At 75.1% G+C, this 13,759-nt stretch carries 10 protein-coding genes; 7 read left to right on the top strand and 3 right to left on the bottom strand.

Going from position 1 to position 13,759, the window contains the following annotated elements; translation table 11 throughout:
• Positions 1-142: 142 nt before the first annotated feature.
• Positions 143-652, bottom strand: coding sequence for a PUA domain-containing protein (locus EXE41_RS07795; protein WP_086216954.1), 510 nt, complete (start codon positions 650-652; stop codon positions 143-145).
• 65 nt (positions 653-717) lie between these two features.
• The gene (locus EXE41_RS07790; RefSeq protein ID WP_137690693.1) at positions 718-4,452 is read right to left on the bottom strand and encodes a MarR family transcriptional regulator; all 3,735 of its coding nucleotides are present in this window, start codon (positions 4,450-4,452) and stop codon (positions 718-720) included.
• A 117-nt stretch (positions 4,453-4,569) separates the two neighbouring features.
• Here EXE41_RS07790 and EXE41_RS07785 point away from each other — a divergent pair, with 117 nt between their 5' ends.
• On the top strand, positions 4,570-6,147 hold the full coding sequence (locus EXE41_RS07785) for an aldehyde dehydrogenase family protein (RefSeq protein ID WP_137690692.1): 1,578 nt from the start codon (positions 4,570-4,572) through the stop codon (positions 6,145-6,147).
• Between the two features lie 77 nt (positions 6,148-6,224).
• On the opposite strand, the gene EXE41_RS07780 is transcribed toward EXE41_RS07785, so the two are convergent.
• Positions 6,225-7,160, bottom strand: coding sequence for an HD domain-containing protein (locus EXE41_RS07780; RefSeq protein WP_049931250.1), 936 nt, complete (start codon positions 7,158-7,160; stop codon positions 6,225-6,227).
• A gap of 396 nt (positions 7,161-7,556) precedes the next feature.
• Between EXE41_RS07780 and dapA the strand changes: the two genes are divergently transcribed.
• Genes dapA through EXE41_RS07750 form a run of 6 tightly spaced genes read left to right on the top strand, consistent with a single transcriptional unit; the run spans position 7,557 to position 13,759 of the window.
• Positions 7,557-8,552 (top strand): 4-hydroxy-tetrahydrodipicolinate synthase, encoded by a 996-nt coding sequence (gene dapA / locus EXE41_RS07775; RefSeq protein WP_086216650.1) that lies wholly within the window; start codon positions 7,557-7,559, stop codon positions 8,550-8,552.
• Positions 8,549-9,340 carry a 4-hydroxy-tetrahydrodipicolinate reductase gene (gene dapB, locus EXE41_RS07770; protein ID WP_137690691.1) on the top strand — a complete coding sequence of 264 codons (792 nt, stop codon included), beginning with the start codon at positions 8,549-8,551 and terminating at the stop codon, positions 9,338-9,340. The genes dapA and dapB overlap by 4 nt, the downstream gene beginning before the upstream one ends.
• A gap of 57 nt (positions 9,341-9,397) precedes the next feature.
• A complete protein-coding gene (locus tag EXE41_RS07765) occupies positions 9,398-10,237 on the top strand; it encodes a 2,3,4,5-tetrahydropyridine-2,6-dicarboxylate N-succinyltransferase (RefSeq protein WP_049931247.1) in 840 nt (279 codons plus the stop codon).
• Positions 10,234-11,610 (top strand): diaminopimelate decarboxylase, encoded by a 1,377-nt coding sequence (gene lysA / locus EXE41_RS07760; protein WP_137690690.1) that lies wholly within the window; start codon positions 10,234-10,236, stop codon positions 11,608-11,610. The genes EXE41_RS07765 and lysA overlap by 4 nt, the downstream gene beginning before the upstream one ends.
• Positions 11,607-12,521, top strand: coding sequence for a diaminopimelate epimerase (gene dapF / locus EXE41_RS07755; protein ID WP_089307903.1), 915 nt, complete (start codon positions 11,607-11,609; stop codon positions 12,519-12,521). Before lysA ends, dapF begins: the two co-directional genes overlap by 4 nt.
• Complete coding sequence (locus EXE41_RS07750; RefSeq protein WP_137690689.1) at positions 12,518-13,759, top strand: M20/M25/M40 family metallo-hydrolase; 1,242 nt, start codon at positions 12,518-12,520, stop codon at positions 13,757-13,759. Before dapF ends, EXE41_RS07750 begins: the two co-directional genes overlap by 4 nt.

Below are 13,759 nucleotides of genomic sequence, written 5' to 3'. Positions count from 1 at the left end.
GCCCGACCGCGACCGCCCCGCACCTCGCGCCTCCCCAGCCTCGCGGTTCGCGCTCTCCGAGCGCTCACCGCGTCCCTCGCACGTGCTGTCTCGCGGCCGCCGGTGGCGGCCGCTCGCAGGCACGCGCCGGCGTACAAATCCGTCAGTCGCCGTCAGCGGGGTTCCCGTCGCGCGTCTTCACGGCGACGCCGGAGCCGAGCTGCTCGGCCTCCGCGCCGGAGAGTTCGGCGCGGCCGACCCCGAAGATCGCTCCGCTTTCGTCGACGACGAGCACCTCGTCGCCGGGGCGGATCCCGTCGTCGGCCGCGGTGACGAACTTCGCGAACGCGTTGCGCCCCTCGCGCACGAACGGCTCGCTCTCCTCGCCGACGACCATCCGGTGTCGCGGTTCGGGGAACGCGTCGGCGATCCGCTTCCCGCCGGCGAGCCCGAGCGTAAACCGGCCGTCGGTGCCGTACGAGACAAGTCGGTCGCCCTCGCTGCTGCCGGGGGTGTCGTCGACGTCGCCGTCGATCACCTGCCGCGGGCGGCCGCCGCTCGACCGGCGCACCGTGAGCGGGGCGTCCGGCGGGAACAGGGCCTCGCCCGCGTCGGCCCCGAACTGGTAGTCGGCCGCGGTCCGGAGGTCCGCGAGCGTGTCGGCGTCGGTCATGGCCGCCGTTCTCAGCGCGCGCTGAAAGCGGTTGCGACAGCGCCCGAAGCCGCCGGGCCGACCCCTCAGCCGAGCGCGGGGTACGACGCGGCGACCCCGTCGCCGTCGACGCGCCAGCGCTCGGCTATCTCCCGGTACGCCGCCGGGTCCGCGGCCGAATCCGGCGGGACCGCCTCCGGCGGCGCCTCGCGGAGCGCCGCCCGAAGCGCCTCGCGGTCGATCGGTTCCGGTCCGGCGTCGTTCCCCGCGAGCAGGTCGGCGAGCCGATCGCCCGCCGACGCGACCGCCCGCGCGTCCTCGACTCGCCGGCCGAGGTCGAGCGCCGCCGTCAGCCGACCCGCCGCCGCCTTGACGTCGCCGCGCTCGGCCGCCGCCGCGCCCAGCGACGCGAGCGCCTTCGCCTCGGCCTGCGCGAACCCCCCCTCCCGGGCCGACTCGACCGCGGATTCAAGCGCCGTCGCCGCGGCGTCGGCGTCGCCGCGAGCCAGCGCCGCCCGCCCGCGGATCCGGTCCGTCTCGGCCAGCCGCTTGCGGCCCGCGTGGTCGTCGAGCAGCGCCGCGGCCCGTTCGACCCGCCGCTCGGCCGCGCCCGGATCGCCGCGGTCGACCGCCACCTCCGCGAGGATCGCGGTCACCATCGCGCGCCGGGCGTCGGCGTCGAGCGCGTCGAAGCGGTCCAAGGCAGTCCTCAGGAACCGCTCCGCCCGGTCGAAGTCGCCGGCGAGGTGCGCCGCGCTGCCGAGGTGGCTCAACGCGAGCGCCTCGCACATGTCGGAGCCGATCCGCTCGGCGATCGCCCGGGCCTCCGCCGCGCGAGCGACCGCCTCGCCGACGGTGCCGCGCTGCTCCGCGATCGCGGAGAGATTCAACTGCGAGATCGCCTCTCGATGTTCGTCCCCCGCCGTCCGGTAGCCGTCCAGCGCGCGGCGCGCGGTCCGCTCGGCGGCGTCGAGGTCCCCCCGCCGCCGCAGCGCGACCGCGAGGTTCGCCCGGACGTTCGCCTCGCCGTGGGTGTCGTCGTGGGCGCGGAACAGGTCGCCGGCGACCCGGTAGTGCTCGAGGACCGCGTCGGACCCGTCGAGGGCGTCGAGGGCGTTGCCGGCGTCCGTCATCGCCTTCGCCTTCGCGATCGGGTCGCCGGTCCGCGCGGCGATGGCGCACGCCCGCGACGCCGCCTCGTACGCGGCCTCGTAGTCGCCGCCGAAGTGCGCCGCCTGCGCCCGCCCGCGGACCGCCGACGCGAGCCCGGTCCGATCGCCCGCGGCGGCGAACAGCTCCTCGGCCCGCCGGAACCGCTCCCGCGCCGCGTCGTACTCGCCCCGCCGACGGGCGACGTCGCCGTACCCCCGCTGGCGCTCGGCCGCCCCCGCCTCGCCGGTCGGCCGCCACGCGTCCAGCGCCGCCGCGGCGCCGTCGAGGTCGCCGGCGTCGATGTACATCCGCGCGACCCACTCCGGCGGCCGGTCGCGCAGGTCGTCGGGGCACGCGTCCGGGAGGTCGATCCACGCGTAGCGGACGCGACCGTACAGCGCGGCGAGCCGCGGGTACCGCCGTCCGACGCCGTACACCGACCGGATGGTCGCCGCCGCCCACGCGCTCGGGCCGCGCTCGATCCGGTCTATTGCCGGCGCCTCCCCGCCGACGGCCCGCCGGACGCGGGACCGACGCGCCGGGTCGTCCGCGAGCGCGAGCAGCCGCGAGACGACCCGGCCCACGCGTCTGGCGACGACCGGCTCCGGCTCGCGGTCGACGAGCCGCTCCAAGAACAGCACCGACCACTCGTCGTGGACCGCGCGGTACTCCCCGTCGCCCGCCCGGACGAGGACCGTCCCCGCGAGGCGGTCGAGCGCCCGTCGGACCCCGTCGACGGTCGGCGACGGCTCGCGGTCGGTTCCGCCGCCAGTCGCCCCCTCGCGATCGTCGACGAGCGCGTACGCCAGCGTCCGGAGGTCGCTCGCGCCGGCGACGTTGAGGAGGTTCACCAGCACCGCGACGTCCGCGGTCGGCGGCGGGCGGTTCCTGACCTCGCGCACCGCCTCCGCGACCGCCCGCTCCAACCCCGACGCGGGCGCGGCGCCGCCCGCTTCATTCTCCGGCGACGCCTCGCCGGCGTTCTCGTCCGCCTCTTCCGACCGAACGGTCCCGCCTCGGACCGCGCGGACGAGGCGGTGGCCGAGCGCGAGCAGCTCCCCAACGCGCTCGTCGTCGTCGCCGCGCACGTCGTCAAGCAGCGAGCTCGGATCGGCCGCCGGCGCGGTTCCGGTGCGGTCGGCGACGTGGCGGACGAACCGCTCCACCTCGCGCTCGTCGAGTCGGGGCATCCGAACGGTCTCGATCGCCCGCCGGTAGCGGAGGTCAGCGGGCGACAGCGGGAGCCCGTCGAGGTCGTCGTACGGCTCCTCGCGCGCGTCGAACAGGAACGACACGTCGCCGCAGTCGGCCAGTTGGCGGGCGACGGTGATCGCTTCCGCGGCCCCCGGGTCGACGGCGTCCTCGACGACGACGAGGTGGTGTCCGTCCCCCCCGGTGACGCGTTCGCGCAGGCGGTCCGTCGCGGTGAACGGGTCGCCCCCGTCGCTTGTCCGGTACGTCACCGGGCCGCGTCCCGACCGGTACCACTCGACCGCGACGCTCCGGCAGACGGTGCTCTTGCCGCTTCCCGGCGGCCCGACCAGGGCGTGGTCGGTCCCGCCGGCGAGCCCCTCGACGAGTGCCCCCGCGAGCTCGCGCCGCTCGCCGTCGCACGCGACGCTCCTCTCGAGGACGTGTCCCGCGTCGACCTCGGGGAACGACGCCGTGGCCCGCAGCGGGCCGCACGGGTTCGGATCGCCGGCGAGGCGGTCCTCGTCGACCGCGCGGAACCCCTGCGCCGAGAGCGATCCGGCCCCCTCGTCGTTCGGATACCCGCGTCCCAAGAGGCCGCCGTCGGACGAGCGGCGCGAGTCACGCGAGCCGTCGCCGCCGAGCCGGCCGCCTCCGGGCCGGTCGTCCTCGGACCGGCCGCCTCCGGTCCGCTTCCCCGCCGCGCGCCCGGTCGCCGCGAGCGCTTCGGTCGTGTCGCGGCCCCGCTCGATCAGCCCGCGCACCTCGGTCTCCGCCCACGCGACCGCCTCTGGCTCGGTCGACGCCGTCACGCCGTGGAGCGCGCCGTCGTCGAAGACGAGGAGCAGCGCGGTGTCGTCGGCCGCGACGACTCCCGCGTCGACGGCGTCGACGGCGGCGATCCGACAGTCGTCCCGGTTCGCGACGGTACCGAGGTCGTCCGCGAACCGTTCGGTCGCGTGGCGGTACGCCCGATCCGCCAGCGCCAGATCGACGGAGCCGCCGCCGACGGCCGCGCGCCGGAGCCGCTCCGCCACCCGCGGGTAGGGGAACGCGGGCAGCGCGGCGCCGACCGAGTCGGCGTCGGCGAGCGCGTCGTCGAGGGCCTCCAGCGGTCGGTACGGGTCCGGCGCTGCGGCCCGGTGCGTCTCGGCCTTCCGGAGGACCGCGGGGTCGACGCCGACGTCCGCGCCGAGGGGGTCGAGCACGTCGCCCGCGGCCGCGAGGTCGGCCGCGGCCGTCAGGAACTCGCGGTACTGTTCCGCGAGGAGGCGGCCCGAGAGCGTCGTCAGGTAGCCGTCGGTCTCGCCGGCGACGAGCCCGGCCGCCTCCAGCTCGTCTATCGCGCGGTTCACCGTCGACCGGGAGTGGCCGAGCGCGTCGACGAGCTCATGCTTTCGCAGCGGCTCCGCGGCGAGCCGTTCGAGGAAGTCGAGGCGACGCTCGACGACGCCCGCGAGCTCCGACGGCTCGGTCATACGTCCCCCCGCACCGTCCCCACCGACATAACTGTTTCTTCGATGATGACTTGGCCCGCGCGGTGACACAGTGTTTCATGGGGTGAGAATAAGCCGGACACCGGCGCAGTGGTACCCATGAGTGGGGATCGGACGAGCGGGAGCGACGGCCCGGGCGCGGAGACGCCCGACGGGACGGAACCGACCGACCCCGCCGAGGCGTCGAAGGACGGGAGCGACGGACCGGCGACGCATGGACGCGACGGTCCGAGCGCGACCGGCCCGGAGGAAGCGAGGGCGGCGGCCGGCGGACCCGACGCGGCGGCCTCGGACTCGTCGCGGCGCGCAGAGCGAACCGTCGCCGCGGCGCGGACGGCGGCGAACGAACTGGCCGTGTGGGACCCCGACGACGCCGCCGCCCTCGTGCGGTCCGTCGGCGAGCGCTTGGCGGACGGAGAGACGATCAGCCGGCTCGCGCGGTCGGCGGCCAACGAGACGGGGCGGGGGCACCCGGGGACGAAGGCGGAGAAGGTCGCGACCGAGATCGACGCCGCCCGGCGGTCGGTCCGAGACGCGCCGACCGCCGGCGTGGTCGACCGCGACGGCGCGGCGGGGACGGTGACGGTCGCCGGGCCGCTCGGCGTCGTCGGCGCGGCGGTCCCCGCCACGCACCCGGTCGTGGTCCCCGCGGTCCTCTCGCTGTACGGGCTCGCCGCGCGGAACGCGGTCGTCCTCGCGCCGTCGCCGTCGGCGGTCGAGACGTGCGACGCGGTCGTCGAGACCGTCAGTCGCGCGCTCGCCGACGCCGGCGCGCCGACGGACGCGCTCTCGATGCTCCCGGCGCCGCCCTCGAAGCCCGAGACGGACGCGCTGTTCGAGCGCGCCGACTTCGTCGTCGCTGCCGGCTCCGAGACCACCGTCGCCGCGGGACAGCGCTGCGGGACGCCGAACGTCGCCGCGAGCGCCGACGGGGTCGTCGCCGTCGCCGACGGGTCGGTCCCGGCCCCGGCCGTGGCGGCGCGGGTCGCGGTTGGCGCGACGTACGACTTCGGGGCTCACCCCGCGGGCGACGCCGCGGTCGTCACCGTGTCGCCGGCTGTCGGCCCGCTGTGCGCCGCCCTCGAAGACGAGGGGGGGTACGTCCTCGACGCGGCCGAGCGCGACCGCCTCCGCGCGCTCCTCGGCGACTCGGAGGGCGACGAGAGCGAGGCACGCGCCGCAGGTGCGGACCCGCGCGGGAAGTCGCCGCGGCGGCTGGCGGCCGCGCTCGGCCTCCCGAACGCGGCGCGTCAGACCTCCTTCCTGATCGTGACGCCCGACAGCGCCGACGACCCGCTCGCGACGCTGCCCGGGATCCCAGCGGTCGCGGTCCACGGCCGCGACGGGTTCGACGCCGCGCTCGGGCTCGCCGCCGACCTCGGGTCCCCTCACGCGGCGGCGGTCCACACCACTCAGCAGCGCCGCGCCCGCCGGGCCGCGGCGCGGCTCGCTCCCGGGCGCCTCGTCGTCAACCAGCCGGGGATCGCGGCGACGGGGGCGCGCTCGAACGGGTTCGAGGCGGCGCCCGTGCTGGGCGGCGGGGCCGCCGAGGGGAGCCAGCTGTGCGGCGGGCTCACGCCCGCCCGCCTCGCGCGGACGACGACCGTCGCGGCGACGAGCGTCGTTGACGGCGCGTCACACCGGAACGGCGCGGGCGACACGCTCCGCGGGCCCTGAAGCGGTCTCCGCACGGAGGATCTGAAGCGGTCTCCCCGCAGCCCGTGAAACGTTTCCCCGCGTGCTCCGCGGCCCCGTCAGAGTTCGATCTTGTCCACGATCGAGCCGTTGCCGTCCTGCCCGTCGCTGTGGGTGTTGATCGCAATCGTCTGGACCCGGTCTTCCAGCAGCGACCCCTCCATCTTCGCCTTCAGCAGCGAGTCGACCTGGTAGACGCCGGCGGCGTTGTTCATCCGGATCACGACCTGAACGGGGGTTTCGTCGCCCTGGCGCAGCGAGACGCGCTCGATCGCCTGCGAGGAGACGGTGTTGATCCCGCGGCCGCCCTCCTCGTAGGGGACACGCGAGCGCCCGCGTTCCATGTCGAGGCCGTCGGCGATCCGGACGACGCCCGCCTCCAGCGTGAGCGGCTGTTCCTCGGTGTGGTGACAGAGGATCGCGTGGAGCACCTCCGCCTTCACGCGGACCCGATCGGCGACGCCGTAGAAGGAGGGGAGAAGGTCGTCCAGCAGGTCCGCCGCCAGCGGGATCGAGTAGTAGGGGTGGTCGTGGCGGTGGACGACGTGGCCGATGTCATGGAGGGTCGCTGCGAGCGCGACGATCACCGGCTCGTCGGCCTCGTCGAGCCCCTGCTGGCGCGCGCCGTTGAACTCGACGCCGCCTGACTTGAGCAGGTCGTACAGCCGGAGGGCGCGGTCGCGCACGATCTCGACGTGTTTGGCGCCGTGGTCGTTGTACCCCTTCCGGGCGACCGGGTTGACGTTCTGCGCCTCCAGGTAGGTGAGGACCTCTTCGTCGGATTCGAGCCGGTCGAGGACCTCGTTGAGCCGCCCGTCCGGGAACGCGTGCTCGGCGTCCGGGTCGTACTCGTGACGCGTAGCGTCGGTGTCGGCGTCTATCTCCTCGCGCGCTGCGGGCGCGTCCTCCGCGGTCGGGTCGTGGGCGTCGTCGCCGTCGGTGGGCTCTGGGCCGTCGTCGGTGGGCTCTGGGCCGTCGTCGGTGGGGTCGCTCATGCCTCTCTCAGAGTGTCCCGGCCGGGATAAATGTGCGAGACGCGCGGCCCCGCGGTGACGCTCGGCCCCGTAACGACGACCGGATCGGCCGTGTCCCCCGCCTCGCACGCTCCCGGACGCGGCGGCCGCCGAGGCGGGAACCGCGGAGAGCGGGCGGCCAACCGGCCGCGGCGGCAGTTTCGGCGCGAGGCACAACGTATAAGCGCGCGACCGGTCCATGTACCGGTGTGACCCGATCCGCGTCCGCGTGCGGTCCGCAGTCGGCGTCAGCGACGCGGCTCTTCTCGAAAAAACGCGCGTGATCCGTCCGCCGGCGGGAGTGGCGACCCCGTCCCGGACGACCCCCGACCCGCGCGCACCGGCCCGCTTGCCGATCCGGACCCACCGCAGCACCCCATGACAGACACGACCACCACGACACCCTACGCGACGCAGACGGACAGCCAGGCGACCGACGCGCCCTTCGAGGGCGTCTACCCGGCGATGACGACCCCGTTCACCGAGGACGACGCGGTCGACCACGACCAGCTCGCGGCGAACGCCCGGTACCTCGAACGCGCCGGCGTCGACGGCGTCGTCCCGGTCGGCTCGACGGGCGAGTCGGCGACGATGAGCCACGACGAACACGTCGCGGTGATCGAGACGGTCCGCGACGCGCTCGACGACATCCCCGTGATCGCGGGTACCGGCTCGAACAACACCGAGGAGGCGCTGTCGCTGTCGCGGCGCGCGGCCGACGCGGGCGCCGACGGCCTGCTGCTCATCTCGCCGTACTACAACATGCCCGAACCGCAGGGCTTCCTCGACCACTACCGGACCATCGCGGACGCGGTCGACCTCCCGCAGATCGTCTACAACGTCCCGAGCCGCACGGGCCGGTCGATCCCGGCCGATGTCACCGTCGAGCTGGCAGCACACCCGAACATCCGCGGCTACAAGGCGGCCTCCGGCGACCTCAACCTGATCAGCGAGGTGATCGAGCGGACCCGCGACGAGGCGTTCGCGGTGCTGTCGGGCGACGACGGGCTCACGCTCCCCGTCCTCTCGGTCGGCGGTACCGGGACGATCAGCGTGGTCGCCAACGTCGAACCCGAACGGACCTGCGCGATGGTCGGCGCCGCGCTCTCCGGCGACTACGACCGCGCGCGGACGCTCCACCACGAGCTGTCGCCGCTCGTCCGCGAGCTGTTCGCCGAGACGAACCCGATCCCGGTGAAGGAGGCGATGTACCTCCGCGGACGCGGCGCCCCCCGCGTCCGCTCGCCCCTCTCGCGGCTCTCCGAGGGACGCCGCGAGGCGCTCCGAGACCTGCTGGCCGCGTACGACGAGCGCGCGCCGGGGACGATCGACCCGACGGCCGTCGCTCCCGTCGGGACCGGGGGCGCCGAATGAGCGCCGACCCCCTGTCGATCGCCGTGACGGGCGCCGGCGGTCGCATGGGCCGCGAGGTGATCGAGGCCGCTGCCGCCCGGGAGGGCGTCACGGTCGCGGTCGCCGTCAACCGGACCGAGACCGACCCGGTCGCGGGCGTCGCGGTCGGGGACGCCGACCGCCTCGACGACCTGCTCGCGAGCGAGGCCCCGGACGCCCTCGTCGACTTCACCGGCCCCGACTCGGCGGTCGCGTACGCCGCGGCCTGCGCCGACGCCGGCGTCCCCCTCGTCACCGGGACGACCGGGTTCGGGGACGCGCAGATCGACGACATCCGCGCCGCGAGCGAAGCTGTGCCCGTCCTCAAGGCGTCGAACTTCGCGCGGGGCGTCGCGGCGCTCCGCCGGGCGGTCCGCGAGGCGGCCGCGGCGCTGCCGGGCTACGACGTCGAGCTGACCGAGACGCACCACAACGCGAAGCGCGACGCCCCCTCCGGCACCGCGAAGTCGATCCTCGACGACGTGGAGGGCGTTCGCGAGGACCTCGACGAGCGCGTCCACGGCCGCGAGGGCGACGCGCCGCGCGAGTCCGGAGAGATCGGCGTCCACGCCCGCCGTGCTGGGGACGTGACCGGCGAACACGAGTTCCTGCTGGCCGGGAACCGCGAGACGCTCGAACTCACGCACCGCGCCGGCGACCGCGGGGTGTTCGCCGAGGGCGCGCTCGACGCCGCCGAGTGGCTCGCCGAGCGCGACCCGGGCTGGTACGGGTTCGGCGACGTGCTGGACGCCGGGGCCGCCGATGAATAACGACGAGACATACTTACTTCGACGAGTAAATACCGCTACTCATCCATACACCATCCAATGAGCCTCGAAGCCGACGTTTCCGATCTGTGGGACCGCTATCAGGACGGGCTGACCGCTGCGGACGCGACCGACGAGGACGCGGCCGTCGTCGACGAGTTCCTCGCCGCCCTGGAGGCCGGCGAGGTCCGCGCCGCAGAGAAGAGCGGCGACGACGTGACCTCGTGGGAGGCCAACGAGTGGGTCAAGCGGGGGATCCTGCTCAACTTCGGCCTGCGCGAGACGGAGCCCCGCGAGTACGGCGGCGTCACCTACCACGACGTGCTCCCGCTGCGCGACACCGCCGACCTCGCCGAGCGGGGCACGCGGAACACGCCGGACGGGACCGCGATCCGCCGCGGGGCGTACCTCGGCAGCGACTGTATCATGATGAGCCCCTCGTTCGTCAACATGGGGGCGTACGTCGGCGACGGCACGCTCGTCGACTCCTGTGACACCGTCGGCTCCTGCGCGCAGCTCGGCGAGAACGTCAAGCTCGGCGCCAACACTCTGATCGGTGGCGTCCTCGAGCCCGTCGAGGACGCGCCGGTAATCATCGAGGACGGTGTCTCCCTCGGCGCGGGCTGTCGGGTCACCTCGGGGTTCCGCGTCGGCGAGAACACGGTCGTCGGCGAGAACACCCTGCTGACCCCCCGAATCCCCGTCTACGACCTCGTCGAGGAGGAGGTCATCTACGGGCACCTCCCGGCCGAGCGACGGGCGTTCACCCGGATGGTGGAGTCGTCCGTCGGCGACCACGACCTGTTCGAGGGCGGGGCGTACAAGCCCGCGGTCGTGGCGACGCACGTCGAGGAGGAGACGTTGGAGGCGACGCAGCGGGAGGACGCGCTCCGCGAATGAGCGACGCCGAGGCGGCCGCGGGAGCGACCGACGAGGCGGACGGCGACAACCCCCCGGTCCGCCGCGTGAGCGACTGGGACGCCGGGCGCCTCCGCGGACTAGCCGACGCCCACGGGACGCCCCTATACGTCCAGGACCTCGACCGGGTCCGCGAGAACTGCGAGCGCCTGCTCGCGGCGTTCCCCGACGCGGACGTGCGGTACGCCGTCAAGGCGCACACGGGCCAGGCCGTCTTGGAGACCGTTCGCGACGCCGGCCTCGACGCCGAGTGCGCCTCGGCGGGCGAGGTCGACCGCGCGCTCGCGGCGGGCTTCGACGGCTCCCGGCTCCACTACACCGCGGTCAACCCCCCCGCTCGCGACCTCGACTACGTCGCCGGCGTCGCGGAGGCCGACCCGGACCTCACCGTCACGGTCGGCGCGGTCGACACCCTCGACCGACTCGCGGAGCGCGGGTACGACGGCCGGGTCTGCGTCCGCGTGAACCCCGGCGTCGGCGCGGGCCACCACGAGAAGGTCACCACCGGCGGGGCCGCGAAGTTCGGGGTCCCGTACGACCGCGCCGCAGAGGTGACGCGGGACGCGGCCGAGCGCTTCGACGCGGTCGGGGTCCACGCCCACGCGGGCTCCGGGATTGACCCGGACCAGCTCGACAGCCACCGCGAACTGGTCGCGCGCATGGGCGACCTGGCGCGCGAGCTGACCGACCCGGACGCCGAGGGGGCCGCTCCCCTCGACCTCGAGTACGTCGACGTCGGCGGCGGGTTCGGCGTCCCCTACGAGGAGGACGCCCCGGCGCTCGACCTGCCGGCCGTCGCCGACGCCACCCGGGAGGCGGTCGCGCCGCTCCCCGAGGGCGTCGACCTCGCGATAGAACCCGGGCGGTACGTCGTCGCCGACGCCGGCGTCCTCCTGGCGCGCGTGAACACGGTGAAGCCGACGCCGGACGAGACGGTCGTCGGCGTCGACGCGGGGATGACGGACCTGCTCCGTCCGGCGATGTACGACGCGTATCACCCGATCCGCAACTTGGGGAGCGGGCGGGGGCGCGAGGGAGGCGACGCGCCCCCCGTCAGAGAGCGGGAGGCAACCCCTGTCACGGTCGCCGGACCTATCTGTGAGACCGGCGATGCGTTCTGTGAGAACCGAGCGCTCGCCGAGCCGGTCCGCGGAGACCTCCTTGCGGTCGGCGTCGCGGGCGCCTACGGGTACGAGATGGCGAGCCAATACAACTCACGACCGCGGCCCGCGGAGGTCGCGCTCGACGACGGAACCGCGACGATCGCCCGCCGCAGGGAGACGCTCGGCGACCTGACGACGGTCGAACGCGAGATCCCGCGCGACCGAGCCGGCCGATCGGAGGGCGACCGATGAGCGCCCACGCCGTCCCGGTGGAGAAGTACCACGGCACCGGCAACGACTTCATCGTCGTCGACGCGGACGCCGAGGGGGTCGGCGACCGCGCGGCGTTCGCGCGCGCGCACTGCGACCGCGGGACGGGCGTCGAGGGAGACGGGGACCGCCGCGGCGCCGACGGCGTCCTCTTCCTTAGCGTCGCTGAGCGGTTCGACCCGACCCGCGTCGTGATGACGCTGGTCCAGCCGGACGGCTCCACGGCGACGATGTGCGGCAACGGCGCCCGCGTCGTCGCGCGGTGGGCCAACGACCGAACTGGTGACCGCGAGTTCATGATCGACACGCAGGCCGGGACCCGGCGGGCGACCGTGAACGCGGACGCGACCGCGGCCACCATCGAGATGGGCGAGCCGACGTTCGACCCGCGTCGCGTTCCGGCCGCCCGCGGGGGCGCCCTCGCGGACGAGCCCCTCGTCGACGAGCCGGTCGCGGGGCTGCCCGTCACCGCCGTCAACACCGGCGTGCCACACGCGGTCGCGTTCGTCGACGGCGGGCGCGACGACCCCGACGGCATCGACGCGGTCGACCTCGACGCGGTCGCGCCGCCGGTCCGTCACGCCGACGCCTTCCCCGAGGGCGCGAACGTGAACCTCGCGGCCGTCGTCGACGACGGGTCGGGCGACGGCCCCGCGGTGCTCGACCAGCGCACATTCGAGCGCGGCGTCGAGGGGGAGACGCGGTCCTGCGGCACCGGCGCGGTCGCGGTCGTCGCGGCCGCCCGCCGGCTCGGACTGATCGAGGGCGAGACCGCGGTGAGCCGCCCCCCGGGCGGCGAGCTGGAGATCGCGGTTCCGGACCGCGGCCACGCCACCCTGACCGGTCCGGTCGCCCACGAGTTCTCGGGGACGCTCCCCGCCGACCCGCGATGAGCGACCGGAGCGACGCCACCCCGGGCCGCGACGACGAGTTCGACCCGGTCTCGTTCCTCGAAGACGCGGTCCCGATCGCCTCCCACGAGTCGGTCGAAGCGATGCGCGAGCTCGTCGTCGAGACGCTTGCGGCTCGCGCGACCGACCCCGTCGTCGACGCCGACGGCTGCGTCCTCGCGGAGAAGCGATCCCCGGCGCCCGATTCGGGCCCGCACCTCGTGTTGAACACGCACCTCGACACGGTGACGCCGCACGTCCCGTTCGAGCGGGGCGAGGCGAGCGCGGACGAGCACGGCGGCCCCGAGGCGGACGCCGCGGCCGGCGAAGCGGTGATCCGCGGGCGCGGCGCCTGCGACGCGAAGGGACCGCTTGCGGCGCTGTTGGCGGGCTTCCTCGCCGCCGACCCCGAGCGCGGCCGGATCACGCTGGCGCTCACGCCCGACGAGGAGGCGCTGTCGCTCGGCGCGGCGGCGCTGACGGGCCGACTCCCGGGGACCGACGACCGACTCGACGGCGACCTGTTCCTCGTCGGCGAGCCGACCGGGCTCGACGCCTGTACCGCGGCCAAGGGCCGGTTTCAGGCGACCGTCGAGCTGTCCGGAACGGCTGCCCACGCCGCGGAGTTCGCGGGCGCGAACGCGGTCGCCGCCGCGGAGGACGCGCTCGCGGCGATCCGGACGTTCGACGCGGACGCAGCCGACCATCCGCAGCTCGGGTCGCCGAAGCTCACCCCGACCGTCATCGAGGGGGGTGCGGCGACGAACCAGGTGCCGGCGGACTGCGAGATCACGGTCGATCGGCGCAGCGTCCCGCCGGAGTCCGCCGAGGAGTTCCGGGAGTCGCTCGCGGCCGCGGTGCGGGCGTCGCTCGGCGACGGCGCTGGGGAGGACTCCGGCGACGTCGACACCGCGGTCGCGCTCACCGACCGCGAGTCGCCGTTCTTGGAGGCGTTCGCGACGGAACCAGACCATGAACTCGTCCGAACCGTCGCGGCCGCGGCGCGGGACGCGGGCGACGCCGTCGGTCTCCCGACCGGGCGCGGCGGGGGCGTGCGCCCGTTCGGCGCGGCGACGGAGGCGTCGTACTTCGCGCCGGCGCCGACGGTCGTGTTCGGTCCGGGGGATCTCGCGGACGAAAGCGGGGCCGTCGCGCACGCCGAGCGGGAGTACGTCCGAGTGCGCGAGGTGGAGGCGGCGGCGGCGACGGTCGAGCGCGCGCTGTCGACGCTGCTCGGGTAG

It is taken from the genome of Halorubrum sp. SD690R (assembly GCF_005435035.1).
Classification (GTDB): Archaea; Halobacteriota; Halobacteria; order Halobacteriales; family Haloferacaceae; genus Halorubrum; species Halorubrum ezzemoulense.
The sequence above is the reverse complement of the archived record's forward strand: the minus strand, read 5'-3'. Positions and strand labels throughout refer to the sequence as shown.

Excerpts from the sequence above, each read along its gene's own strand:
- EXE41_RS07795 (WP_086216954.1), bottom strand. The coding sequence starts at position 652 with ATGACCGACGCCGACACGCTCGCGGACCTCCGGACCGCGGCCGACTAC.
- EXE41_RS07790 (WP_137690693.1), bottom strand. The coding sequence starts at position 4,452 with ATGACCGAGCCGTCGGAGCTCGCGGGCGTCGTCGAGCGTCGCCTCGAC.
- EXE41_RS07785 (WP_137690692.1), top strand. The coding sequence starts at position 4,570 with ATGAGTGGGGATCGGACGAGCGGGAGCGACGGCCCGGGCGCGGAGACG.
- EXE41_RS07780 (WP_049931250.1), bottom strand. The coding sequence starts at position 7,160 with ATGAGCGACCCCACCGACGACGGCCCAGAGCCCACCGACGACGGCCCA.
- dapA (WP_086216650.1), top strand. The coding sequence starts at position 7,557 with ATGACAGACACGACCACCACGACACCCTACGCGACGCAGACGGACAGC.
- dapB (WP_137690691.1), top strand. The coding sequence starts at position 8,549 with ATGAGCGCCGACCCCCTGTCGATCGCCGTGACGGGCGCCGGCGGTCGC.
- EXE41_RS07765 (WP_049931247.1), top strand. The coding sequence starts at position 9,398 with ATGAGCCTCGAAGCCGACGTTTCCGATCTGTGGGACCGCTATCAGGAC.
- lysA (WP_137690690.1), top strand. The coding sequence starts at position 10,234 with ATGAGCGACGCCGAGGCGGCCGCGGGAGCGACCGACGAGGCGGACGGC.
- dapF (WP_089307903.1), top strand. The coding sequence starts at position 11,607 with ATGAGCGCCCACGCCGTCCCGGTGGAGAAGTACCACGGCACCGGCAAC.
- EXE41_RS07750 (WP_137690689.1), top strand. The coding sequence starts at position 12,518 with ATGAGCGACCGGAGCGACGCCACCCCGGGCCGCGACGACGAGTTCGAC.